We start from the raw sequence: 25280 nt of genomic DNA, 5'->3' as shown, positions 1-25280 counted from the left end.
ACGGACTTCCGTGACAGTATTTAAGATATACCGTTCATTCTGACCATATACACCGCCACTGTCTTCATCCTCATGTAGTCTTCCGACACATACATCAGGCCACCGTAGGGATTGTTCGTGCCCCACGAGTTTTTCATTATGTAAAAGCGTCGGCCATGGGCGTCGCGGGCCAGTCCGACGATGGACATGCAATGGTCGTCGGTGGTGGAAAAGCGTTCGAAAGCCAGTTGGCGTGCCTCCTGCGACGTGTCGGAGGATACAGGCAGCGTGGCTGTGCCGCGGTGGAAAGAGAATCCCGGTTCGCTCGTGTCGCTTTCCCAGCATACGCCGTGACCTGTACGCACGGCTCTTTCTATTGTGGCCATGAGCGTGTCTATCGGCACATTGTAGAATTCGTTGTGTTCCGTGTTGTCGGGCACCTCGAGAGCGAAGCGGGTATAGAACGGATGATGTGTGAAACTCGTCAGGCCGACATACTCTCCGGGTGAGCATACACTGCGGGCAAACTCACCCGGAGTGTATTCCGCTCCGTACATGAAGACCCGCCTCGGTGCCGTGCCGAGAGTCTCGTCGAGCAAAGCAGTCACTTGCCCGGAGGTGCGGCCGAGCCGGCTACGTGTTCTTATTGCCCGATGAACCGTGCGCTTTACTTTGTTTGCCAATACCATGATGTCGGCTTCCGGGTCGTCGCGATAGGCGTCGTATGCCACCATTCCGTGTCGTTCCATGACGCAGAGCAGTGTGCCGCCCATGCCCCGCATCGCCACAGGTACGGTGTCGCGGGTGAGATAGCTTTGCCGGCTGCGCTCCTCCAACAGGCACCGTGCGGCATATTTCACCGACAGATGCACCGAGTCACCTCGCATGATATGTTCTGTTTCAATGGCGGCCAGCATGGCATAGGCCCAGCATAGCGTGCTCTTGCCTTGGTTTTTCACGGGTGTATATCCGTTGATTACCTCGGTGGTGAATATCTCCGCGGTATCGTTCTCTCTGCTGTTTTCCAGAGTCGTGCCATTGTTCAGATACAATGTGACGGCTACGGCTGCGACGGTAAATATGGTGTATATGACAGTTCTTGTCTTGTTCATTGTCGTCTTCGGACGTTTGTGTCAGTGTGCCTCAAGCCAGTTTTCGCCCCATCCGCAGTCCGCTGTCAGCGGTACGCTCATGGGACAGGCATTCTGCATCTCCTCGAGCACGATGCGTTCTACAAGTTCGCGTTCTTCGGGAATGACGGAGAAGTTAAGTTCATCATGTACCTGGAGAATCATCTTGCTTCTGATGTTCTCCTCGCGGAACCGGCGTGCTATGCGTATCATGGCCACTTTGATGATGTCGGCCGCCGTGCCCTGTATCGGAGCATTGATGGCGTTGCGCTCGGCGAATCCGCGTACGGTGGCGTTGCGCGAGTTTATGTCGGCAAGATACCGGCGCCGTCCGAAAAGAGTTTCGACGTAGCCTCGTGTTCGCGCTGTCTCCTTGGCCTGCTCCATGTATTCGTGAACGGCCGGGAAAGTCTCGAAATATCCGTCTATCAGTTGGCGTGCTTCGTCACGGCTGATGTCGAGACGCTCGGCCAGGCCGAAGACAGTGATGCCGTAGATGATGCCGAAGTTGGCGCGTTTTGCCTTGGTTCGTTGGTCGCGTGTGACGTTGTCCATAGTCTCCTTATATATTTTGGCTGCTGTGGCGGCATGTATGTCGTGCCCCTCGCGGAAGGCTTCTTTCATGTTTGCATCGTCCGAGAGATGGGCCATCACACGCAGTTCAATCTGGCTATAGTCTGCTGAAAAGAACAGACAGCCCGGTTCTGGCACAAAGGCACGTCGTATCTCCTTGCCGTCCTCTCCGCGTACGGGGATATTCTGCAGGTTGGGGTCGCTCGACGATAGTCGTCCTGTGGCGGTGACAGTCTGGTTGAATGATGTGTGTATGTGTCCGGTGCGCGGGTTGATGAGCTTTGGCAGGGCATCGACATATGTGCCGAGGAGTTTTTTCAACCCTCTGTGTTCCAGTATGTCGGCCACTATCTCGTGCTTTCCTTTCAATGTCTGGAGCACATCTTCGCTTGTGACAAACTGGCCGGTCTTGGTCTTTTTAGGCTTGTCCACAATCTTCATTTTGCCGAAGAGCACGTCACCCACCTGTTTTGGCGATGCTATGTTGAACTGTTCGCCTGCCAGTTCGTATATTCGTTGCTCTATCTCTTCCATGCGGGCCGTCAGAACTTTTGACGTTTCGCCCAGTGATGCAGTGTCGATGCGCACGCCTTGCATCTCCATTTCGGCCAGAACGGGCATGAGAGGCATCTCGATTTCGTAGAACAGACGGTCGGCTCCGTACTTCTTCAACTCGGGCTCGAGGACGTTCTTGAGACGCAGGGTGATGTCTGCGTCCTCGGCGGCATACTCATATACATCGGCTGGCGCCAGGTCGCGCATGGATTTCTGTCCCTTGCCCTTCGGACCGATGAGCTCGTCGATGTGTATGGTGCGGTAGTGCAGATATATTTCGGCCATGTAGTCCATGTTGTGCCGGAGTTCTGGCTGAATAAGGTAGTGGGCTATCATGGTGTCGAACATGGGGCCGGCAAGATGAACTCCGTAGTTGGCAAGTACCTCGAGATCGTACTTGATGTTCTGTCCCACTTTGAGGATTTCGGGGTCTTCGTATATTGGTTTAAATATATTAACAATTCTTTTAGCTTCTTCACGTTCGGCAGGAATGGGTACGTAAAAAGCCTTTTTTTCTTCAACGGAGAAGCTCAAACCCACAAGTTCTGCGTCGATGGCAACGGTTGAAGTTGTTTCCGTGTCTAAACTGAGAATTTTATTTGTCCGTAAAAAGTCAAACAAATTAAGCAAATCATCCTCATTATCAACGAGTTTGTATTCGTGAGAAGTGGTTTTAAGGCTCTCAAAATTCGAAAATTCAGAAGTTTCTGACCCGTTGTTCGGAATTTCCGCAAATAAATCAAGTTGTTGATTTTGTGTTTTTGACTTATTTTCGGTTTTTTTAAGAATTCTGTCAGCAAAACTCTTGAACTCCAGTTCATCGAATATTTTCTTCAGTTTTTCCTCATCGGGTTCGCTGACGAGCAGTGCGTCGAGGTTGAGCTCGACGGGAACGTCGGTTTTGATGGTGGCGAGGAATTTCGAGAACTTTATCTGACGGCGGTTGTCTTCTATCTTTTTTTTCAGTGCACCCTTAAGTCTGTCGGTGCCGGCAAGGAGCTGTTCGATGCTGCCGAACTCGCTTATCAGTTTGACAGCCGTCTTTTCGCCAACCCCCGGACAGCCGGGTATGTTGTCGGACGAGTCGCCCATGAGTCCGAGCAGGTCGATTACTTGGAGTGGAGTGGGGATGCCGTACTTGGCTTCCACCTCTTTTTCGCCGAGTACTTCGTAGCCAGCGTCGCCGTATCGCGGGCGGTACATGAAAACATTGCTGCTGACGAGCTGTCCGTAGTCCTTGTCGGGTGTGAGCATGTATGTGGCAACTCCGGCCTGTCCTGCCTTGGTGGCAAGCGTTCCTATGACGTCGTCTGCCTCGTATCCGGGCATCTCAAGTATGGGTATACGCATGGCCTTGAGTATATCTTTTATTATAGGTACGGACTTTTTGATGTCCTCGGGACAGGCCTCCCGCTGTGCCTTGTATTCGGGATATGCCTCGTGGCGGAATGTCGGGCCGGCAGGGTCGAAAGCCACTCCGATGTGGGTTGGTTTCTCCTTTGTCATCACTTCGTTGACAGTATTGACAAATCCCATCACTGCCGAGGTGTTGAGCCCTTTTGAATTGATTCGCGGATTCTTTATGAAAGCGTAGTAAGAGCGGTATATTAGCGCGTATGCGTCTATCAAAAACAATTTATTCATTGTAATTCTTTTTATTTCTGCGTAAAATTACAAAAAAATCAGTATTATCCCGATAAAAATCCGTATTTTTGTATCAAATTTGATTCGATGGACTATTTATCACGGATTAAGAAACCAATAGAAAGTGATTTGACAGATTTTATCGGCTTGTTTGACGAGTCGATGAGTCATGCGGACGGTCTGCTGTCGCAGGCTTTGACGCATATACGCAATCGTGCCGGCAAGCGGATGCGCTCCATGCTGATACTGCTGATGGCGCGTAACTATGGCTGTGTGACCGATGTGACGCAGAATGCGGCGCTCGGTCTGGAACTGCTGCACACGGCAAGTCTGGTGCACGACGACGTGGTGGACGAGAGCAGCGAGCGTCGCGGACAAGCCTCGGTGAATGCCACATATAATAATCAGGTGGCTGTGCTTGTGGGTGACTATCTGCTGTCGACGGCATTGTTGCGCGTGGCCCGCACGCGGAATATCACGATAGTGGAATATCTCTCCGAGCTTGGGCGTACGTTGGCAAGCGGCGAGATTCTCCAGTTGTCCAACATACAGAATCAGGAGATATCCGAAGAGGTTTATTATCAGGTGATAATGCAGAAGACAGCGGCTCTTTTCGAGGCTTGTTGTACTATGGGAGCGTTGTCGGCAGGAGCTTCAGACGACGAGATAGAGGCGGCCGGGAAGTTCGGCCGCAACCTCGGGATAATATTCCAGATACGCGACGACATTTTCGACTATTACGACTCGCCTGAGATAGGAAAGCCTACGGGCAACGATATGGCAGAAGGCAAGTTGACGCTGCCTGTGATATATGCGGTGAACAATTCCGATCAGCCGTCGATTAAGAATCTTGCCCGCAAGGTGAAGGACCGCACTGTTGATGCCGATGAGATAGCCGTATTGGTGGATTATACAAAGACTCACGGCGGTATAGAATATGCCGAGCGACGCATGAATGACTTCCGTATCGAGGCTATGGATTTTCTTGATAATAATGTCGGAAATGATGATATAAGGGATGCGCTGAGGGCGTATCTCGACTATGTCATCGAGAGAAAGAAATAAGAAGAATCCCACCGGCGATGTCGCTGATGGGATTCTTGCATTATTTATGGCTGTTTCTCCGTTCCATCCTTGCTCTGTACATTTCCTCTTTTGTCCATTCGTTTTTTCAGAAGAATTTTGTCTCTTCTCCCAATATCTCGCTCAGCAGCATATTTGCCAGACGGCTTGTGCCGAGACGCAGCCATTGGTTGGTGAGCCATTTTTCGCCTAAGACCTCTTTTACGATGGTGTAGTATATGAGTGCGTCCATCACCGAATTGATGCCTCCGGCGGGCTTGAAACCTATCTGTATGCCTGTTTCGTTGTAGTATTCCTTGATTGCCTGACACATTACGTAGGCGGCTTCCGGTGTTGCGGCAGGTTCGAGCTTGCCTGTGCTTGTCTTGATATAATCGGCACCGGCGTACATGGCTATGATAGAAGCCTTCTTGATGTTCTCGGCTGTCTTGAGACATCCGGTTTCGAGGATTACCTTCATCTTCCTGTCACCGCATACTTGTTTCAGTTCGCTGATTTCGTCGGCTACACTTTCGTAGTCTCCGCTGAGGAACTTGCCCACGGACATCACTATGTCTATTTCCGTGGCACCGTCTTTCAGCGCCAAGGCCGTCTCGGCAACCTTTACCTCAATGAGGGCTTGTGAAGACGGGAAACTGCCTGACACACAGGCTACCTCCACGCCATCAACCTCCAGTGTCTGGCTTACGATGCCTGCAAAGCAAGGATAGACACAGATTGTGGCCACGTGAGGAAGGTTGGGGTAGGCGTCGTCAAACTGGTTGACACGTTCGGTGAATGCCATTACGCTCTCGTCGGAGTCGGTGGTTTTCAGCGTGGTCAGTTCGATGCTTCCCATAAGGAACTTTTTCACCTCGGGGGTGTCGTTTTCGTGTACTTTCTCGGCAATGATTTTCTTTACGGCCTCGCGCACTTCCCCGTCTGAGATATTGAGGTCATATTTGCTCAGAGCAACTTCATATTTGCTCTGTTTCGGGGCATGTTCGTGATGGTGCCCGCAGCAGTGTTCTGCATGATTCTCGTTCATAATAATCTTGTTTTTTGAGTTGTTACTTATCTTTTAATTTAGAATTGTTCTTGTGTCTGTCCTTGTCACGGCAGGTCTTCTTCTCTATGTTCTTGCGGAAGGCTTCGGTAAGGTCCGTGCCTGTCTGATTGGCAATGCATAACAGGACCCAAAGCACGTCGGCCATCTCGTCGCCAAGGTCGGCTTTCTCGCCCTCTTTGAAGCTTTGGTCACCATATAGGCGGGCCATGATTCGGGCCATTTCGCCTACTTCTTCCGTCAGTACGGCCATGTTTGTCAGTTCCGAGAAGTAGCGTACGCCATACGTTTTTATCCACTCGTCTACGATGCGCTGGGCGTCGCGCAGGGTGACGTGGCTTTCCTCCGGTTTCACTGTGGACGGCTCCGTCTCCACTGTGGATAGAGAGATTTGACGTTGGTTTGATGTCTTGTTATCGTTCATTGTTATCTGTTTTTATTGGTATTGCAGAATGACTCTTTACATTTTTTTTGTGGCAGAGGGGCTACTCTTTGTTTTTTGTGTCCATACATATGGTTACTGGTCCGTCGTTGAGCAGTTCGACTTTCATGTCTGCTCCAAATTCCCCGGTACCGACGGGGCACCCGATGGCCTCGCCGAGACGTCGGCAGAACTCTTCATACAGCGGTATGGCCGTCTCATGGCGGGCGGCGCGCAGCCATGACGGGCGGTTGCCTTTCCTGTAGGATGCCATCAGTGTGAACTGGCTTACGACGAGAGCCTCGCCTCCGAAGTCGGTTATAGGACGGTTCATCACGCCGTTTTCATCGTCGAAAACGCGTAGGCCGGCAATTTTCCTCACCAGCCATTCCACGTCTTCTGTGGTATCTTCCTCGCATATTCCGAGCAATATCATATAGCCGCGGCCTATGGTTGATTTCAATTTGCCGTCTATCGTTACCGATGCATGTGTCACTCTCTGTATTACTGTCCTCATTTACTTTTGTCTCCTTTGTGGATATATATGTTTCTTTTACTACAAAGGTAGTGTTTTTTGGCCATAGAATATGCTTGAAACGTGTGTTTTTTCCATAATAGTGCTGCGTATATGTTGTAGATAACGGCTTTTGAGGCCGATTCTCGTCTGTTGAACCGTCAGTACAGGGCCTTTGAACCGTCAGTACAGGGCCTTTGAACCGTTAGTACAAGGCCTTTGGACTGTCAGTACGGAGCCGCAGTACCGGCTGACGATGGATGCCGGAGTGTTGGTGTACGTATGTTCCTGTATTATTGAAAAGATTCACGCCTAATCTTTTGCCGGCTGTGTATCGCCGTGAAAATGTCTGTATACGAGCCCTGCTTTTGCCGCTCCTGCAATTTCTGTCAGTGTCCGGAGTGTTGCCTCGCGTATTTGTTTTACGCTCTTCAGACGCTTTAAAAGGGCTTCTTTCGTCTTGGGGCCTATTCCCCGTATTTCGTCCAGTTCGCTATGCAGAGCATGTTTTGAGCGCTTGTCGCGGTGGAAAGTGATGGCAAACCGGTGCACTTCGTCCTGAATATGCGTCAGAAGGTGGAATAGTTCGCTGTCTGTCTTCATGCCTACGACCATTGGCGGGAAGCCATATAGCAGTTCGTTGGTGCGGTGACGGTCGTTCTTGGCCAGTCCGGCGATGGGGATTTGCAGGTCGAGCTCGTCTTCCACAACCTCGCGGACTACCTCCATCTGTCCGCGTCCGCCGTCGGTTATTATGAGGTCGGGCAGGGGTTGCTGTTCTTCCATGAGGCGTGTGTAGCGGCGGCGTACCACCTCTTTCATCGAGGCGTAATCATCGGGGCCGGTGACAGTCTTGATGTTGTATTTCCTGTAGTCCTTTTTGCTCGGTTTCATCTTCTTGAATACCACGCAGGCAGCCACGGCATCGGTTCCGGATATGTTGGAATTGTCGAAGCATTCAATCTGATAGGGCATCTTGGGCAGGTGGAGGATGTCTTGTATTTCCTTCATCAGACGTACCGATTTTTGCTCCGGATTGAGCTTTTCGGCCTGTTTCAGACGGTCGAAACGATACTGTTTGCCGTTCATTACCGACAGGTCGAGCAATGTCTTGCGGTCGCCGCGTTGCGGCACGGTGAAGGTGATGCCGTCCAATGACAGTTCGGGGACAAAGGGAACGATAATCTCGCGCGATGTGCTTTTGAAGCGCTCGCGCATCTCCACTATGCCCAATGAGAGCAGTTCCTCGTCGGATTCATCGAGCTTCTTTCTATATTCAAACGTGAAAGACTGGTTGATGCTTCCGTTGCTCACGTGGATATAATTGATGAATGCCGTTTTCTCGTCGCTGGCGATGGAAAATACGTCAACGTTGTTGATGACATGGCTCACAACTTCGCTCTTTGAGCAGAAATTTTCTATGAGCATGAATTTCTGTTTGATGGCTTCGGCCTCCTCAAAGCGTAATTCTGATGCCAAAGACTCCATTTCGGCACGCATTGAGCGCAGGATGTCACGGGTGTTCCCGCGCAGAATCTCACGGGCTTGTGCAATGCTTTTGTTGTATTCTTCGTAGCTCTGACGGCCTATGCACGGGCCTCCGCAGTTCTTTATATGATATTCCAGGCATACACTGTATTTGCCGGCCGAAATACCCTCACGTGTCATCGGTTGACGGCATGTGCGAGGTTTGCACAACTTCTTTATAAGCTCTAAGACGGCATACATGGACCCTATGTGAGAATACGGACCGTAGAATGTGCCCCATTTGCGATTGATGTTGCGCGTCTTGAATATGCGTGGGAAAGGCTCGTTTGTGATACAGATGCTTGGATAGGTCTTGCCGTCTTTCAGCAAGACGTTGTATTTCGGATTGTATTTCTTTATCAGGTTGTTCTCAAGCAGAAGCGCGTCTTCCTCGGAGTTTACTACGGTATAAGATATATCGTGTATTTTGCTCACAAGGACTTTGGTTTTGTATCTGTCTACCTCACTATGGAAATAAGATGATACGCGGCTTTTCAGGTTCTTTGCCTTCCCTACGTATATTATTGTGCCTTGCTCGTCGTAGTATTGATAACTGCCCGGTTTTTCCGGAAGACTGCTTACAATACCTTTAAGACGGGTCAGGCGCTTTTCGTTTTCTTCTTTAGTCATAGCTTGCAACTCCTTTGTTTAAAGATAGTTTACTGAATTTTGTTTCACGTGAAACTTCTGCTGCCTCTATTCTGTTGTACAAGTGGCCGGATTGTAAAATGAAGACACGGATTTCATGAATCTGCGTTTTCGGGCATGCTGCTGATGTCGTATCCCGTATCGTTCATGAATTCCGTGTCTTTTTATGTGTCCTTATAAGGTTCGAACCGGCGGCTGTTTTCTTTTGGTTATACTGTAATCAATGTCGTTACCTCGGTGTCTTTCTCGAAAGCATCGCGGCCGTGCAGACCCTCGTCTGTGATTTCGATGATGAAGTTTACGAGGATTTCTTTCGGATTGAACTTCTTTACCAAGTTGTATGCGGCTCTCATTGTTCCTCCGGTGGCCAAAAGATCATCGTGCAGCAACACTACATCTTCCGATGATATCGCATCTTTGTGTATTTCGATTGTGTCGCTTCCGTATTCCTTGGTATAGTTTTCTTTTACGGTTTCGGCCGGAAGTTTGCCCGGTTTGCGGCAAAGTACGACTCCGGCTCCTAACCGGACGGCAAGGGCAGAGGAAAGAACGAAACCGCGGCTCTCTATGCCTACTATTTTTGTTATGCCTTTATTCTTGTACATCTCGTATAGCTCGTCTACCATGATGTTCAGACATTCGGGGCTTTTGAATAGTGTCGTGACGTCGCGGAAGTTGATTCCCTTTTGTGGAAAGTCGGGAATGCATCTCAGGTTGTCCATTAATGTTTTGTTGTTCATACTCAGTGAGTTATAAATTTATGTTATATTTGATTGTTTCACGTGAAACTTTATCTGCCAGCAATATAAAGGAAGGGATTTTTAGACATTAGCCAATGCTATCTTCCTATAAGTACGAGCATCACGTTGATGTCACTTGGCGATATTCCGGGAATGCGGCTTGCTTGAGCCAAAGTTTCCGGGTTAATCTTCTCCAGCTTCTGGCGGGCTTCCGTTGACAGCTGTTGCATCTCCGAATATTTGAAGTGTCCTTTTATCTTTATATTCTCCAGGCGGTGCATCTTTTCGGCAACCATCCGCTCACGCTCTATATACCCTTTGTATTTTATGCGGATTTCGGCCGCTTCAGCTATCTCCTCTTTGCGGTTTTCAGGTTTGTTGACGGCTTCCTTTAATTGCGGAATCAATTCCGAAAGTATCTCTATGCTTATTTGCGGACGGCCGATCAGATCGCTGAGTCTGCATCCTTCGCGTAACGGGGTGGTGCCGAGACGTTCCAAAGCATCGTTTATCTCGCGTGGTTTTACAGGTTGCGTTTCGCAGAAATGTTCTAAATAGCTGATACCCGTTTTCTTTTTCATCCAATGATCATAGCGTTCGCGTTTTGCCAATCCTATGCTATAGGCTCTTTCAGTCAGGCGTGCGTCGGCATCGTCCTGACGTAGCAGTATACGGTATTCCGCACGTGAAGTGAACATGCGGTAAGGTTCGTCGACACCTTTCGTGACGAGGTCGTCGATTAACACACCGATGTAGCTCTCGTCACGTCGCATGATAAAAGGTTTGTTTCCACCGCATAGAAGAGCGGCGTTGATGCCGGCAACGAGTCCTTGCCCTGCCGCCTCTTCATATCCTGTGGTGCCGTTGACTTGTCCGGCAAAGAAAAGTCCGCTGATTGTTTTCGATTCGAGCGAGTGCTTAAGCTGTGTCGGGTCGAAGAAATCATACTCGATGGCGTATCCCGGACGATATACCTTGACGTCTCTGAGTGCAGGAATCTTTCGAAGTGCTTCAATCTGCACTTCCATTGGCAGCGACGATGAAAAGCCGTTGAGATACATCTCATTGGTATTTTCGCCTTCCGGTTCGAGGAATAGCGGGTGTATGTCCTTGTCGGGGAAGGTCATCAGTTTGGTCTCTATTGACGGGCAATAGCGTGGTCCGATGCTTTTTATCTGTCCGTTGTAGAGGGGGGAGTCTGCCAGTCCTCCGCGCAGGGTGTCGTGCACATTGCGGTTGGTGTAGCATGTCCAGCATGGCAATTGTTGCAGAGGGCGTCCGCTGCCCATGAAACTGAATCGGTGGAAATCTGTCTCGCCCTCTTGTATCTCCATATCCTCAAAATGCACCGATCTGCGGTCTATGCGCACAGGTGTTCCTGTTTTCATCCGTGCTGATGTGATGCCGTGTCGCGTTATGCTTTCGGTGAAGCGGGGAACGGCCGGTTCGGCAATCCGTCCGCCGGGCACCATGTGCCGTCCAATGTGCATCAGTCCGTTCAGGAATGTTCCCGCAGTCACTATGATGCAGCGTGCCCGCAGTTCTGCGCCCCATATAGTCATTATGCCGGCGGCTTGTCCGTGTTCTACAATCAGCTCTTCGGCCTGATCCTGCCAAATGTCAAGGTTGGGTGTGTGGTCAAGGACCGTGCGCCATTGCCATATGAATTTCTCCCGGTCACACTGTGCCCTCGGACTCCAAACGGCGGGTCCTTTGGAACGGTTTAGCATACGGAACTGTATGGCTGTGGCATCGGTTACCAGTCCCATCTGTCCGCCGAGTGCATCGATCTCTCTGACAATCTGTCCCTTGGCTATGCCTCCCACTGCCGGATTGCAACTCATCTGCGCAATCTTGTTCATGTCCATTGTCACCAGGCATGTGTGTGCGCCCATATTGGCTGCTGCCGTGGCCGCTTCGCATCCGGCGTGTCCGCCTCCGATTACCAGAACGTCGTATTTTAATGTCATTGTTATATCTTTTGACTGCTTGTTTTTTGTGTTTGCAAAATTACAAAAACTTTTGTATTATCATGGATTTATGGTTGCTAAATTCGTATTGGCGTTTGTGTATGTGTTCTGTATGTCTGTATTTGTGTTGAAACCGGACGGCAATACTATATCCCAATCAATTTGGTATGCCTTGTCTTCCGGATATTTGAAAATTCAGATAAATAAACATTAAAATCCGTTTTTTGTCTTAAAAACTTTGATTTATCATTAATTTATAGTAATTTTGCGTTCAAAATAATAAGTAATATACCTATTGTCAAGTAGTGATACTCATTTTTTCGGAGGCTATGTGTCTCTGTCTATGGCTGTGACAAATTCAAGTTTAACAGTTAAATATTTTAATTTCAATCATTTATGTGGTTATTTAATTCATCTATTGGTCGAAAAGTTGTGATGTCGGTTACCGGTATTGCGCTTATTCTGTTCTTGACATTCCACATGTCGATGAACGTGGTGGCGCTGTTTTCGGGCGATGCTTACAACATGATTTGCGAGTTTCTCGGTGCCAACTGGTATGCTCTTGTGGCAACGGCCGGTCTGGCCGGTCTGGCTGTCGTTCACATTGTCTACGCATTTCTGCTCACGGCACAGAACCGCCGTGCCCGAGGTGGTGCGCGCTATGAAGTGACGGCACGTCCCGGTAAAGTGGAGTGGGCGTCTCAGAACATGCTCGTGCTCGGTATCGTGGTGGTGCTCGGATTGCTGCTCCATCTGTGGAACTTCTGGTACAACATGATGTTTGCCGAGGTTACCGGAATCAGCACAGTCTATGACCCTGCCGACGGCTACGCCTACATTCTGGACACTTTTGCCAATCCGCTGTTCGTAGTGCTTTACATCGTGTGGCTTGCAGCCCTGTGGTTCCACCTCACTCACGGTTTCTGGAGTGCCATGCAGACACTTGGCTGGAACGGCAAGACATGGTTCTGCCGCTGGAAAGTGATAGGTGTCGCCTACACGACACTGCTCATGCTTGGCTTCCTCGTAGTGGTATTGTTCTTCGCTTTCCAGGACTGTCTGGGATGTTGCGTCGGATAATCCGTTATAGTACAAATGCTAATCAATATCAAGAAGAAAGAATATTATTATGGCTAAGACATTAAATTCCAGAATACCCGAAGGCCCTGTGGCCGAGAAATGGACCAATTATAAAGCTCACCAGCGTCTGGTGAACCCCAAGAACAAGCTCAAGCTCGATGTTATCGTTGTCGGTACGGGTCTGGCCGGTGCATCGGCTGCCGCCTCGCTCGGCGAAATGGGCTTCAATGTGCTCAACTTCTGCATACAGGATTCTCCCCGTCGCGCTCACTCTATCGCCGCTCAGGGAGGAATCAACGCCGCCAAGAACTATCAGAATGACGGTGACTCCGTTTACCGGTTGTTTTACGATACGGTGAAGGGTGGCGACTATCGTGCCCGTGAAGCCAACGTCTATCGTCTGGCCGAGGTGTCAAACGATATCATTGATCAGTGTGTGGCTCAGGGTGTGCCTTTTGCACGCGAGTACGGCGGCATGCTCGCCAACCGCTCGTTCGGTGGTGCCCAGGTGTCGCGTACGTTCTATGCCAAAGGACAGACAGGTCAGCAGCTTCTGCTTGGTGCCTATTCTTCGCTGAGCTGTCAGATCAAGGCAGGTAAGGTGAAGTTGTATGCCCGCTACGAGATGGAGGATGTTGTTATCGTTGACGGTCGTGCCCGTGGTATCATTGCCAAGAATCTCGTAACCGGCAAGCTCGAGCGTTTCAGTGCCAATGCCGTTGTCATAGCGACGGGCGGTTACGGAAATACATACTTCCTTTCTACCAATGCCATGGGCTGCAATTGTTCGGCTGCTATGGCCTGCTACCGTAAGGGTGCTTACTTCGCCAACCCCTCTTACGTTCAGATTCACCCCACATGTATCCCCGTTCACGGTGGTGAACACTCCAATCAGTCTAAGCTGACGCTGATGTCGGAGTCGCTGCGTAACGACGGCCGCATCTGGGTGCCGAAGAAGCTGGAGGATGCCGAAAAATTAAAGGCCGGTAAGATTAAGGGTAGCGACATTCCCGAGGAAGACCGCGACTACTATCTGGAGCGCCGCTATCCGGCATTCGGTAACCTCGTTCCCCGCGACGTGGCCTCGCGTGCCGCCAAGGAGCGCTGTGACAAAGGTTACGGCGTGAACAACACAGGTAAGGCTGTGTTCCTCGACTTCTCCGAGTCTATCAACCGTCTGGGCATCGACCAAATTCTGCAGCGCTATGGCAACCTGTTCGACATGTACGAGGAAATCACCGACGTGAACCCCGGCGAGCTGGCCAACGAAATCAACGGCGTGAAGTATTACAACCCGATGATGATATTCCCGGCTGTACACTACACCATGGGCGGTATATGGGTTGACTACGAGCTGCAGACAACCATCCCCGGACTCTTCGCCATCGGCGAGTGCAACTTCTCGGATCACGGTGCCAACCGTCTGGGTGCATCGGCTCTGATGCAGGGACTGGCCGATGGTTACTTCGTGCTGCCTTACACAATACAGAACTATCTGGCCGACCAGTCTATCTGGCCGCGTCTGTCTACCGATCTGCCTGAGTTTGCCGAGGCCGAGAAGAAGGTCAACGCCGAAATCGACAAGCTGATGAACATCAAGGGCAAGCGCTCTGTAGACTCTATCCACAAGGAGCTTGGACACATCATGTGGGAAAAAGTTGGCATGGGCCGCACCAAGAAGGGACTTGAGGAAGGTTTGAAACTGATGAAGGAACTGCGCAACGAGTTCAATACCAACCTATTCATCCCCGGATCCAAGGAAGGACTCAACGTGGAACTTGACAAGGCCATCCACCTGCGTGACTTCATCACCATGGGTGAGCTCGTTGCTTACGACGCCCTGCATCGTGAAGAGAGCTGTGGCGGTCACTTCCGCGAAGAGCACCAAACCGAGGAAGGCGAGGCCAAGCGTAACGATGAGGAGTTCTTCTATGTAGGCTGCTGGGAGTATCAGGGCTCTGACGAAAAGGCACCCGAACTCATTAAGGAACCGCTTGAGTATGAGGCAATAAAGGTACAGACAAGAAATTACAAGAACTAATAACACGAAATAAAATGGCAAGAAATATAAGTTTCACACTGAAGTACTGGAAGCAGAACGGTCCCAAGGATGAGGGGCACTTCGACACACGTGAGATGAAGAACATCCCCGATGACACTTCGTTCCTCGAGATGCTTGACATCCTTAATGAAGAACTTATCAGCGAGGGTAACGAGCCGTTCGTGTTTGATCACGACTGCCGCGAGGGTATCTGCGGTATGTGCTCACTCTACATCAATGGTCATCCACACGGACCGGCTACGGGTGCAACCACCTGTCAGCTTTATATGCGCCGTTTCAATGATGGCGATGTAATCACAGTTGAACCGTGGCGTTCGGCTGCTTTCCCAGTTATCAAGGACTGTATGGTAGATCGTTCGGCTTTCGACAAGATTATTCAGGCCGGAGGCTACACCACCGTGCGCACCGGACAGGCTCAGGACGCCAACGCTATCCTTATTCCCAAGGAGGATGCCGATGAAGCCATGGATGCTGCCACATGTATCGGTTGCGGTTGCTGTGTGGCTGCCTGCAAGAATGGTTCGGCCATGCTTTTCGTAAGTTCTAAGGTGAGCCAGCTTGCTCTGCTGCCGCAGGGCCGTCCCGAAGCAGCCAAGCGTGCCAAGGCCATGATTGCCAAGATGGACGAATTGGGCTTCGGTAACTGTACAAACACCCGTGCTTGCGAGGCCGAGTGCCCAAAGAACGAGTCGATAGCCAATATAGCCCGTTTGAACCGCGAATTTATCAAGGCAAAGTTAGCCGATTGAAGTCTTCGGATAATGTATCAGAAAGTCCCGCAAATCTCGTTTGCGGGGCTTTCTTTATTAGAACGAAAAGTTCTTGCAGGACAAGTTTTTTTATTGCCGGATATATATTCTTTGTCATTCGAATGGATGTTTTTGCTAATTAGTTAGTTTTTATCGTCGTTTTTTATTTTATTTTATGAGGTTGTTTTTGCCATAAAGTTTTATTTTAGTATATTTGCCACATTGAATAATATAAAACCGTAACGATTATGGCATTAGGCAATCTTGACGAGAGATACGTCAACTTTTATACAGATTTTGCTTTCAAGAAACTTTTTGGCACGGAAGTCAACAAGGACTTGCTAATCAGTTTCCTTAACTCTATGTTTGACGGCAAAGAGGTCATCCGCGACCTTACATATCTCAACAATGAACAACTCGGTACGGGCGAACTTGACCGTAAGGCTGTGTTCGATGTTTATTGCGAGAATGAGAAAGGTGAGAAGTTTCTTGTGGAAATGCAGAAAGCTGAACAGCAGTTCTTCAAGGACCGCAGTGTGTTTTATTCAACTTTTCCTATTCGTGATCAGGCTATCCGTGGTAACAGTTGGGACTATAATCTTAAGACCGTTTATACGATAGGTATTCTTAATTTCTGCTTTGATGATACCGATCCTGAGTATTTTCACCATGAGGTTAAATTGGTGGACACGAAGACCGGTAAGGTTTTTTATGACAAATTGGTGTATGTTTATCTCGAAATGCCTAAGTTTACAAAGACAGAATCCGAACTCGTTACCCTATTCGACAAATGGCTTTATGCCATCCGTCATTTGGCTACCCTCTTTGAACGTCCGGCGGCTTTGCAGGAAAAGGTTTTCCAGCGTCTTTTTGAGGTAGCTGAGATTGCCAAGTTCAACCGTCAAGACCGTATCGGATATGAAGAAAGTTTGAAAATATACCGTGATTGGTATAGTATTATGACAACGGCTGAGAAGAAAGGTCTTGACAGAGGATTTGAGAAAGGCATGAAGAAAGGCATGCGGGAAGGCATGAAGGAAGGCATGAGAGAAGGCATGGAGAAGGGCATGAAGGAAGGATTGGAGAAGGGACTCAAAGAAGGGATGAAAGAAGGTATGGAGAAGGGTCGCTTCGAAGAGAAAAGGACTATAGCCATGTCAATGTTGCATATGGGTATTACGGCAGAACAGATATCTGTGGCTACAGGTCTTACAATAGAAGATATAAAAAATATGGAATAGTATTGAATGTAATCATATGAAGTTAAAGGCAATTATATTATTGGCATTTGTTGTGGCACCATCAGAAAAAATCATGGCACAGATAGAGTATCCTAACACGGTGAAATGCGATGTTGTGGATGAATATTTTGGCACTAAAGTTTCTGATCCTTACCGTTGGCTCGAAAACGATACAAGTGTGGCTACCATGGCATGGGTTAAGATGCAGAACGAGGTAACCAATGCTTATTTTGAAAAGATTCCTTTTCGTGACAAACTTCTCAAAAGACTCAGACAATTGGCTGATTATGAGAAAATAGGCGTACCATTCAAGCGTCACGGACGTTATTATATCTATCGTAACAATGGATTGCAGAATCAATCGGTGCTTTATACCATGGAACGGCTTGACGGGGAACAGAGTGTGTTTCTTGATCCCAATACGCTTTCTACCGATGGAACGGTGGCTTTGAAGGGTGTTTATTTCTCGCATAACGGAAAATATGCCGCCTATGCCATATCGCGCAGCGGTAGCGATTGGGAAGAAATCTTTGTTATAGACGTGTCAACCGGACGTCTTATGGATGACCATATCGAATGGGCAAAGTTCTCTGGTGCAGCATGGCACGGTGATGGCTTCTATTACAGTGCCTATGATGCTCCATTGGCTAAGGGAACAGAATTTTCCGGCATCAATAAGGGGCATAAGATATATTATCACAAAATAGGTACACCGCAGAGTGAAGACGTGCTCTTTTATCATAATCCGGCCTATCCAAAGCGTTTCTATAGCATTACGGTAAACGAAGAGGAAACCATGGCTTTTCTTACTGAGAGCGGTGAGGGTGCAGGCAACAATCTTTATGTACGCAGTCTCAAACAGGCCGATTCGCAGTTCATTCAGATGACATCCGATATGAACTATTATTATTATCCTATAGAGAATATAGGCAGTCAAATCATGATAATGACCAATTATGGCGCGCCTCGTTGTCGTCTTATGTCAGCGTCGTTGGCTTCACCAGGCGTTGACAGCTGGCTGGAGATAGTGCCTGAGAGCGAGAATGTATTGGAGAGTGCCGATGTTATAGGGAATAGACTTTTACTTACCTATTCCAAGGATGCTTCATCACATGCCTATGTCTGTGACCTTTATGGAAAACGCCTTCATGAGGTAACATTGCCAATGATAGGTTCAGTATATTTCAGTGGCAAAAAGGATGATAAGGAATGCTTCTATGGCTTTGGCTCATATACGGTTCCTACCACAATCTACAGTTACGATATAGAGGCAGACCATAGCGTTGTTTACGCAACACCAAAGTTAGCGTTTCGCTTATCCGATTATATAAGTGAGCAAATATTCTATACCAGCAAGGATGGAACACGTGTACCTATGAGTATCACCTATAAGAAAGGTATGAAACTTAATGGTCGTAATCCTGTCTATTTATATGGATATGGAGGTTTTAATATCAGTCTGTCACCGCGTTTCTCTTCTTTGCGCATACCCTTCCTCGAAAGTGGCGGCATATATGCCGAGGTCAATCTTCGTGGTGGCGGTGAGTATGGTGAGGAATGGCATCAGGCGGGTACGAAGATGCAAAAGCAAAATGTTTTTGACGATTTTATCGCTGCAGCCGAATATCTCATCAACCATAAGTATACCGGTCCTGAACGTTTGGCTATTGTGGGTGGCAGCAACGGTGGACTGCTTGTAGGTGCTTGTATGACACAGTGTCCTGAACTTTTCCGTGTGGCTGTACCGGAAGTGGGCGTGATGGACATGTTGCGCTATCATAAGTTCACCATTGGCTGGAATTGGGCCAGCGATTACGGTACGAGTGAGGACAGCAAGGAGATGTTCGAGTATCTGTATAAGTATTCTCCTTTGCACAATCTCCGTCCTGGTACAACCTATCCTGCCACACTTGTCACCACTGCCGATCACGACGACCGCGTTGTTCCTGCCCATTCTTTTAAGTTTGCCGCTACGCTTCAAGAGTGTCACACCGGCACATCGCCCGTGCTCATCCGTATAGATACCAAAGCGGGTCACGGTGGAGGTAAGCCGTTGGCAAAGGTGCTTGAAGAACAGGCCGACATTTATAGTTTCATACTTTATAACATGGGATTGAAATATTGAAAATTCGACAACTCGCCATTACATTGGAATTTGTACCGGGTATGCCGCTGACGAGGTTATATCGGTGGCTATAAATATTTTCCTATGAATATGAGTTTGATAAGATGCCACCTGATATTTGGTAGAAATTGCCGAATATGCTGAACGAGATTTGATTATATGAGTTATATTAGAGTAGGGACATATTCTTGTATTTATCCGCCAGATGAATGTTGATACCAATATGGTAAACGGAGTAAATACAAGAAAATGTCCCTACAGATCTAATTAATCGAATTTTATTATCTGTACACCCTCTTCACCACCTTCACATTGCCGTCCGAATATATGTTTTTCTCGATGACAATGCCTTTTGGTGTGTTAACACTGCGTCCGTAAATGTCGTAACGTGTCGTCGAGATGACTTTGGTGTTGTCAGCTGATTGCGTTGGAGACACAATGCCGTCGGCAACAGCCTTTTCTGCGGCCAGCCGCAATTGTGCGTGAACATTGTAGTAAGCCGGTTTGGCTTTCAGATTCTTGTCGAAGAGCAACGGATTGTTCTTACGCCATGAGTGATTGTCCGACACCCCCCATACAAGCATTGACGGACAGTTGTCGTTCCTTAAGAATACTCTTGTTATAGCGCCATATTCCTTTGCCTGAATGTCAAGAGCGTTCTCGGCATACGGATTGGCCAGTGCAATGTCAAGTTCCGTTATGATGCAGTTCATGCCGAGTTCGGCATAGCGCTTTATGTTTTTCTCCAGTTTCAGCGTGTCCAGTTGTCCTGTCGTCAGATGGCATTGTAGTCCGCATCCATCTATTGGCAGTCTTGATTTTTTCAGTCTCTTTATCAGATTATGGTAAGCCTCAGTCTTGGTGTTGCCCATGAACTCTACACCATAGTCATTGATGTAAAGTTTGGCTTGCGGGTCGGCCTGATGTGCCCATACGAAAGCCGAGTCGATAAACTCCTCGCCGATGTACGTGGCCCATATCGACGGGCGCAGCTTGTAGGCATTAGGATTGGTGCGCACTATGCTTTGGTCGTCGTCAAGAACTTCGTTGCATACGTCCCATTCGCGTATACGTCCCTTGTACTTTCCAACCACAGTGAAGATATGGTTTTTCAGTATGTCGAGCAATTCTCTTCTGCTAAAGTTGTTGTTGTTCTTCTTTCCGTCTTCGCTCACCCATTTGGCCACCTGCTGATGCCATGCCAGTGTGTGCCCGCGCACCTCTTGATTGAATCTGTCGGCCACCCACATCACAGCATCAGAACCGCCGAAGTTGAATTCACCGCGATTCGGTTCTGTAGCGTCAAATTTCATCTCGTTTTCGCCTACAAGCATGTCAAACTCGCGCCCGGCTATTCCCGTTTCGCCGTCGTCGCGGCTGCAGTCGTACCTGTATGTGCCCAATGCCAGACCTATGTTCTTGCCCAGTTTCGCCGTATATTCGCGCAGCGGCGTATTGTCGGTAATGTCGGCAGTCCAGTCGTCGTCGGGGTATTCGCCTTTTCCGCCCGGTTCATCCTCGTCGTCACCGGTGTCTCCCTGTCCGCTGTAGTCGAGCGATGTCACTTTGGCCACGATGCTGTATTGTCCGTCGTCGCCCTCATGCTGCTCCACAACCCATGTATAAGCCTTGGGATAACGTATTCTGAATCCCCATCCGCTGCCTTCCTTCTTCGTTGCCGTGAGCAACGTTATCTCTTCGTTCACAGTCGGTGCCGCACCGTCTGCCAGTTCGATGGTCAGCCTCGGGGTCTTGTCCGAGTCCTCAAAGTCCTGCGTCTTGTTGCTGTATGCCATTACGCCTTTGATGTCTGCCATGTCATGCTCGTCAGTGGTCTTAACCCTGCATACGATGTTGGCTTCTGGATGCAGAGTTACGTTGACACCGGTTGTCGACGTATAGTCTGCAAAGTGAAGTGTGCCTGGCTTTTCGCCTCCCGGTCTTACCGTGCCATATATCTCTGTGCGTGCCGCCACGTTACCGTTGCCCGCAAGCGTGGTGCCGTTGAATACGAATACCGTTCCGTTTTTGCCTGTAGCACCGTTTTTCTTCTTCTTCTCCGCCTCATCCGCATCGTTGTCGATGTTCAGTCTGCCTTCTGTCAGACGTATTCCTCCGCTGATGTCGTTGTCGTTGCCGCTTATGGTGTATGTGCCGGCTCCTTCCTTTACCAGTCCCACCGTGTTGCCTGCAGTCGATGCGTATATCCTGCCGGCCAGAATGGCATCAGTGCCTTTTGAGCCCACTATGTAATAAGAGTTGGCCTTGCCCGATTTGTAGTATCCGTCAAGCGTACTGCCCGTCTCTGTATTCAGTTCGCCGAATCTGATGCCTCGTGTACCCGACTCGACAGCCATCGTTGCTCCGTCGTGCAGAGCCACCTTGCTGTTTGTGAAAACCTCGTTGCATCGTGACGCTTCTATGTTGTCTGGTTGGAATGTGCCGCTGCTCAGAAGCAGACCGTAGAAACCGCAGTTGCCGGCCACCTCCTTATACGGATAGACATGTATCTCGCCATTCATGGCATTCCAGTCGGGATATGTCGTGCCTTTGCTTGCTTTCGTGCCAATGTACGAGCGCTCTCCTCCTGCGTATATATTGAGCTTGCCCTCACCGGCCACTTTTCCTGTCCATTCGGAATATCGCGATGTGCGAACGTTGGTTGTCGTGCCTGCAGGTATGAAGATGTTGTCGCCGATGGTGCTGTACGAACTTGCCGTATTTGCCGTGCAGTAATCGAGTGTACCGCCGTTTTCGGTCGTTAAGTAGTCGTCGTACTCTCCGGCAAGGCGGATGTTGTCAATGTAATAGTCCGTATTGTTGTGGTGTATGCCAAGTCTGATCAATCCCGCAGTGTTGTCTTCTCCGGCAGGATTCATGGTATAACTTCTGCTTTGCCATACACCTTTGTCTCCCTGATATGGATATCCTTCGTCGCGATATACCTCCTGAGTGCCTACGAACACAGCAAACTGTTTCCAGTCGTCGGCGTCTGACGTACTGCGGTAGAGGTCAAATTTTACCATCGGATAGCGGTCGGTCAGTGCTTTTCCGCGCAATTCCGTCGGGAGTTCAAATTCAGGATGACATCCCCATTCTTTCAGCACTATATGCAACACCTTGTTTCCTGCATTTGCCGGGTCAGCCTCGACAGTTGCTGTAGACGCGATTTCTCCGTTGCCGTTGTGCCATAAAGTCCATGTAGTGCCTATGGGATAATTCTCAAAGTCACATACCGTCAGTGGTGTGCTGCTTGCTGCGGCGGCAGTCACGGCTGCGGTGACAATGCCCAAAATCCTTTTTCTCATCTGTTCTGTCCTTTTTTTAATTTGTTTACTTCTCAGTTTTATGACTTCACCAATTCTTGATTTGTTTCGCTTTTATTTTCGTTTTAAGCAGTCTGCAAATTTAGTCATTTAAAGCGAAGTTTTTGTCATTGATATGAAAAAAGAAGTATCTTTGTACGTAAATATAATAATTTGAGACATAAGTATATATAATCGACGATGAAAAAGTGGGACATACCTTTGAAAGTGGCCTTTGGCTATACTTTCATTATTGTTGTGTTCGGTATGGCTGTGATTCTTGTTTATGGATACACCCGTTCTGCCGTACGGTTGTCCGATGTTGAGCGTGCCATGACTGTGAGATGGGATGCTGCCGGCAGTCTTGTGTACAGTATCCTTGAGGTGGAAAATCTGGAACGTGCCGTCTGCATGGGTGATGTCGGACAATGGGACGCCTATGAGCGTGCCATATCTCGTACGCAGGCTTATGCCGACAGTCTTTCGGTTCTGCTTGACGATACCGTCCAGCGTGCCCGTATCGATTCGTTGCAGATGTTGTTGGATTGCAAGCGTGATAACACTCGCCGTCTTATCGCTGTGATAGGTACTGACGGTGCAGGAAAAGTATACCGACGTCGGGCCGAGCGTCTGCGTAACGGTCTCGACTCTGTCGTGGTAAGTTCGGATGTCAGCCGTGGCAAAGATGAAAAGCATGTGACATACGTAGTCAACCGTACGGGCAAGACATTCTTCAGCCGTTTGGCCGATGTGTTCCGCCGTTCACGTTCCGATACCACTGTTGTAACAGTGTCGGACCATCATGCCGGTATTGACACTATGAGGCAAGTTGTCAATCTGAGTGATACTTTGGCCGAGGTTCTGACTGGAGTCGGACGTGAGGAAGAACGTCTGCTACGTGCCCGTACTATTCGTATCAAGAAAAGTGCCCGTGCGTTGCAGATTACGGGTATCGAGCTTGCCCACCGCACCGATAAACTTTTAGAAAGTATAAGCCGCGCCGAGCGCCGTTGGCTTCGTCACGCCGGTGAGGCCGACATGTCTCGCCGTACGGCTGCCTTGACGCGTATGGGACTACTGTCGGCAGTTGCCGTGCTGCTGGCCTTGGTGTCGTTGTTCTTTGTATGCCGTGACAATCGTAGGGCTGTTCTTTACCGGCATCGTCTTGAAGAGGCCCGTGAGCAGGCGGAACGTCTGCTTGAACAACGCGAACGTTTGATGCTTACCATTACTCACGATATCAAGTCTCCTGTGGCTTCCATTTCCGGATTCATCGAACTTCTGCGCACCCGTATTTCAGACCCCAAGGCCGTTGGGTGGCTTGATGTCATGCGCTCGTCAGCCGCTCATCTGTTGCAACTTGTGGGTGCACTACTCGATTATCATCAGCTTGAAAAGGGAGGTGTATGTGCACGTTTTGTCAGTTTCTCACCGTCAACTCTTATAGCCGACTGTGTAGAGAGTTTTCGCACAAGAGCCGATGCCAAGGGACTTATGCTTATTTGCAAAACTATTGACGGCGTCACAGACCTTTCTGCGTCTTCCGCGACAGAGGGTAAAAAACTATATGATGTTTGTCGTGGCGATGCTTTCAGAATACGCCAGATTGCCGAAAACCTGATAAGCAACGCTCTTAAATACACCGCAAAGGGCTGTGTGACTGTGGCTGTCGGTGTGACTGAAGGGATTTTACGTCTGTCGGTGGCCGATACCGGTCCGGGAATGACCGAAGAGGATAGCCGTCGGGTTTTCACTGCCTTTACTCGCCTGTCGGGTGCACAGGATATTGAAGGAGTCGGACTCGGACTTTCCATCACCCGTGAACTTGTGACCTTGCTCGGCGGTGAAATCACGCTCGATACCACACCGGGTCATGGCAGCACGTTCACAGTATGTCTGCCCGTTGAGACAGGACCGGCAGCCGGTGAGGCGCCGGCTTTGTCGTCTTCACCGTCGCTCACTTGTTGTGCCGGCGCATTGCCGCAAGATCTCAGTATTGTCATCATAGACGATGATCCGTTCCAGCTTCAGCTTGTCTGTGAGATGCTGCGCGGTATGTCCGGCGGACGATGGCGGATATGCGCATGCAGTCAAACCGAAGAACTGTTGGTATTGCTTGACGAGCGGCATTTTGACATAATGTTCACAGATATAGAAATGCCTGGCACCAATGGGTTTGAACTTTTGCGACGGTTAGGTTGTTACAGACTGCCCACCGTGGCCATGACAGCCCATGATGCCATCAGCGACGATGAGTTTCTTAAGGCCGGTTTTGCAGCACGTCTTTCCAAACCGTTCAATACGGAAAATCTGTATGCCGTCATTTCACGTTTGATGGGATGTTACGGAGAGTATACGGAAGTTGAGGCTGATTCACCCACTATTTCCGTATATGGACGGTTTGCTCCGCTTGTTGAATTTGCCGACGGTGACCGTGACGCCGAGATAGACATACTACGACAGTTCCGCTTGTCTACGGCCGAACATTTGGAGGCGTTTCGTGGTTTTTTGGATAATGCCTCGGAAGATATCTATACTTGCGATGGTTCGCTCTTGGAGAATGTTTCATCCGTAGCCGCCTTGGGCCACAAGCTCATACCCGTGTTTACAATGATACAGTCGCCCGCGGTGACGCATCTCAAAGCATTGTCAGCCATGCGCGGCTCTTCCGTTAACGGTCATGTTGCCGGTTCTGCTTCTTGTTTATCGGTTTCCGACTTCCGGAACATTTGCGGTGATATCGTATGCGAACTGGAAGCCATTCTCAACGAGCTTGACCGCATTATAGTATGAACACTCCGGGCACTGCCTCTATAGCAGTGCCCGGAGTGTTATATAAATACAAAAAATGTATATATATCTGTCACGGCTCTGTAAAAAGCCTTATCT

Annotated in this window: 16 protein-coding genes; 7 read left to right on the top strand and 9 right to left on the bottom strand. The window is 49.1% G+C overall.

The genetic code is table 11. The annotated features are described in order from the left end of the window. Nucleotides 1-20: 20 nt before the first annotated feature. A complete protein-coding gene (locus HPS55_RS06275; RefSeq protein WP_216653102.1) occupies nucleotides 21-1091 on the bottom strand; it encodes a C1 family peptidase in 1071 nt (356 codons plus the stop codon). Between the two features lie 21 nt (nucleotides 1092-1112). After that, the gene (polA, locus tag HPS55_RS06270; protein ID WP_172174625.1) at nucleotides 1113-3881 is read right to left on the bottom strand and encodes a DNA polymerase I; all 2769 of its coding nucleotides are present in this window, start codon (nucleotides 3879-3881) and stop codon (nucleotides 1113-1115) included. Between the two features lie 87 nt (nucleotides 3882-3968). On the opposite strand from polA, the gene HPS55_RS06265 reads away from it, so the two are divergent. Next, nucleotides 3969-4946: a polyprenyl synthetase family protein gene (locus tag HPS55_RS06265; protein WP_172324757.1), complete on the top strand. Its 978-nt coding sequence runs from the start codon at nucleotides 3969-3971 to the stop codon at nucleotides 4944-4946. A gap of 106 nt (nucleotides 4947-5052) precedes the next feature. Here HPS55_RS06265 and deoC read toward each other — a convergent pair whose 3' ends face one another. The 6 genes from deoC to mnmG all read right to left on the bottom strand — a co-directional run bounded on the left by deoC (nucleotide 5053) and on the right by mnmG (nucleotide 11829). After that, nucleotides 5053-5991, bottom strand: coding sequence for a deoxyribose-phosphate aldolase (gene deoC / locus HPS55_RS06260; RefSeq protein ID WP_172174631.1), 939 nt, complete (start codon nucleotides 5989-5991; stop codon nucleotides 5053-5055). 22 nt (nucleotides 5992-6013) lie between these two features. Then, nucleotides 6014-6364 carry a nucleotide pyrophosphohydrolase gene (locus tag HPS55_RS06255; protein WP_256408108.1) on the bottom strand — a complete coding sequence of 117 codons (351 nt, stop codon included), beginning with the start codon at nucleotides 6362-6364 and terminating at the stop codon, nucleotides 6014-6016. Nucleotides 6365-6494: 130 nt separating this feature from the next. Next, nucleotides 6495-6947, bottom strand: a complete 453-nt coding sequence (gene dtd, locus HPS55_RS06250; RefSeq protein WP_172174637.1) for a D-aminoacyl-tRNA deacylase — start codon at nucleotides 6945-6947, stop codon at nucleotides 6495-6497. 309 nt (nucleotides 6948-7256) lie between these two features. Continuing rightward, complete coding sequence (uvrC, locus tag HPS55_RS06245) at nucleotides 7257-9101, bottom strand: excinuclease ABC subunit UvrC (protein ID WP_172174640.1); 1845 nt, start codon at nucleotides 9099-9101, stop codon at nucleotides 7257-7259. A 227-nt stretch (nucleotides 9102-9328) separates the two neighbouring features. Then, complete coding sequence (locus HPS55_RS06240) at nucleotides 9329-9859, bottom strand: adenine phosphoribosyltransferase (RefSeq protein ID WP_172174643.1); 531 nt, start codon at nucleotides 9857-9859, stop codon at nucleotides 9329-9331. Nucleotides 9860-9957: 98 nt separating this feature from the next. After that, complete coding sequence (mnmG, locus tag HPS55_RS06235; protein WP_172174646.1) at nucleotides 9958-11829, bottom strand: tRNA uridine-5-carboxymethylaminomethyl(34) synthesis enzyme MnmG; 1872 nt, start codon at nucleotides 11827-11829, stop codon at nucleotides 9958-9960. 396 nt (nucleotides 11830-12225) lie between these two features. Between mnmG and HPS55_RS06230 the strand changes: the two genes are divergently transcribed. From HPS55_RS06230 to HPS55_RS06210, 5 genes are all read left to right on the top strand, one after another. After that, nucleotides 12226-12909: a succinate dehydrogenase/fumarate reductase cytochrome b subunit gene (locus tag HPS55_RS06230; RefSeq protein ID WP_172174649.1), complete on the top strand. Its 684-nt coding sequence runs from the start codon at nucleotides 12226-12228 to the stop codon at nucleotides 12907-12909. Nucleotides 12910-12958: 49 nt separating this feature from the next. After that, complete coding sequence (locus HPS55_RS06225) at nucleotides 12959-14950, top strand: fumarate reductase/succinate dehydrogenase flavoprotein subunit (RefSeq protein ID WP_172174652.1); 1992 nt, start codon at nucleotides 12959-12961, stop codon at nucleotides 14948-14950. 14 nt (nucleotides 14951-14964) lie between these two features. Next, nucleotides 14965-15720: a succinate dehydrogenase/fumarate reductase iron-sulfur subunit gene (locus HPS55_RS06220; protein WP_172174655.1), complete on the top strand. Its 756-nt coding sequence runs from the start codon at nucleotides 14965-14967 to the stop codon at nucleotides 15718-15720. Nucleotides 15721-15968: 248 nt separating this feature from the next. Next, complete coding sequence (locus HPS55_RS06215) at nucleotides 15969-16961, top strand: Rpn family recombination-promoting nuclease/putative transposase (protein ID WP_172174658.1); 993 nt, start codon at nucleotides 15969-15971, stop codon at nucleotides 16959-16961. A 16-nt stretch (nucleotides 16962-16977) separates the two neighbouring features. Continuing rightward, nucleotides 16978-19086: a prolyl oligopeptidase family serine peptidase gene (locus tag HPS55_RS06210; RefSeq protein WP_172174661.1), complete on the top strand. Its 2109-nt coding sequence runs from the start codon at nucleotides 16978-16980 to the stop codon at nucleotides 19084-19086. A 281-nt stretch (nucleotides 19087-19367) separates the two neighbouring features. Here HPS55_RS06210 and HPS55_RS06205 read toward each other — a convergent pair whose 3' ends face one another. Further along, a complete protein-coding gene (locus HPS55_RS06205) occupies nucleotides 19368-22394 on the bottom strand; it encodes an endo-1,4-beta-xylanase (protein ID WP_172174664.1) in 3027 nt (1008 codons plus the stop codon). Nucleotides 22395-22592: 198 nt separating this feature from the next. On the opposite strand from HPS55_RS06205, the gene HPS55_RS06200 reads away from it, so the two are divergent. Further along, the gene (locus HPS55_RS06200) at nucleotides 22593-25184 is read left to right on the top strand and encodes a hybrid sensor histidine kinase/response regulator (protein ID WP_172324755.1); all 2592 of its coding nucleotides are present in this window, start codon (nucleotides 22593-22595) and stop codon (nucleotides 25182-25184) included. Nucleotides 25185-25280 lie beyond the last annotated feature (96 nt).

Origin of the sequence: Xylanibacter rodentium (assembly GCF_013166575.1) — a bacterium.
GTDB lineage: Bacteria > Bacteroidota > Bacteroidia > Bacteroidales > Bacteroidaceae > Prevotella > Prevotella rodentium.
This window is presented reverse-complemented; position numbering and strand designations above follow the sequence as displayed.

What these genes read in the sequence shown, in the direction of transcription:
- HPS55_RS06275 (WP_216653102.1), bottom strand. Translation starts at nt 1,091, where the DNA reads ATGAACAAGACAAGAACTGTCATATACACCATATTTACCGTCGCAGCC.
- polA (WP_172174625.1), bottom strand. Translation starts at nt 3,881, where the DNA reads ATGAATAAATTGTTTTTGATAGACGCATACGCGCTAATATACCGCTCT.
- HPS55_RS06265 (WP_172324757.1), top strand. Translation starts at nt 3,969, where the DNA reads ATGGACTATTTATCACGGATTAAGAAACCAATAGAAAGTGATTTGACA.
- deoC (WP_172174631.1), bottom strand. Translation starts at nt 5,991, where the DNA reads ATGAACGAGAATCATGCAGAACACTGCTGCGGGCACCATCACGAACAT.
- dtd (WP_172174637.1), bottom strand. Translation starts at nt 6,947, where the DNA reads ATGAGGACAGTAATACAGAGAGTGACACATGCATCGGTAACGATAGAC.
- uvrC (WP_172174640.1), bottom strand. Translation starts at nt 9,101, where the DNA reads ATGACTAAAGAAGAAAACGAAAAGCGCCTGACCCGTCTTAAAGGTATT.
- HPS55_RS06240 (WP_172174643.1), bottom strand. Translation starts at nt 9,859, where the DNA reads ATGAACAACAAAACATTAATGGACAACCTGAGATGCATTCCCGACTTT.
- mnmG (WP_172174646.1), bottom strand. Translation starts at nt 11,829, where the DNA reads ATGACATTAAAATACGACGTTCTGGTAATCGGAGGCGGACACGCCGGA.
- HPS55_RS06230 (WP_172174649.1), top strand. Translation starts at nt 12,226, where the DNA reads ATGTGGTTATTTAATTCATCTATTGGTCGAAAAGTTGTGATGTCGGTT.
- HPS55_RS06225 (WP_172174652.1), top strand. Translation starts at nt 12,959, where the DNA reads ATGGCTAAGACATTAAATTCCAGAATACCCGAAGGCCCTGTGGCCGAG.
- HPS55_RS06220 (WP_172174655.1), top strand. Translation starts at nt 14,965, where the DNA reads ATGGCAAGAAATATAAGTTTCACACTGAAGTACTGGAAGCAGAACGGT.
- HPS55_RS06215 (WP_172174658.1), top strand. Translation starts at nt 15,969, where the DNA reads ATGGCATTAGGCAATCTTGACGAGAGATACGTCAACTTTTATACAGAT.
- HPS55_RS06210 (WP_172174661.1), top strand. Translation starts at nt 16,978, where the DNA reads ATGAAGTTAAAGGCAATTATATTATTGGCATTTGTTGTGGCACCATCA.
- HPS55_RS06205 (WP_172174664.1), bottom strand. Translation starts at nt 22,394, where the DNA reads ATGAGAAAAAGGATTTTGGGCATTGTCACCGCAGCCGTGACTGCCGCC.
- HPS55_RS06200 (WP_172324755.1), top strand. Translation starts at nt 22,593, where the DNA reads ATGAAAAAGTGGGACATACCTTTGAAAGTGGCCTTTGGCTATACTTTC.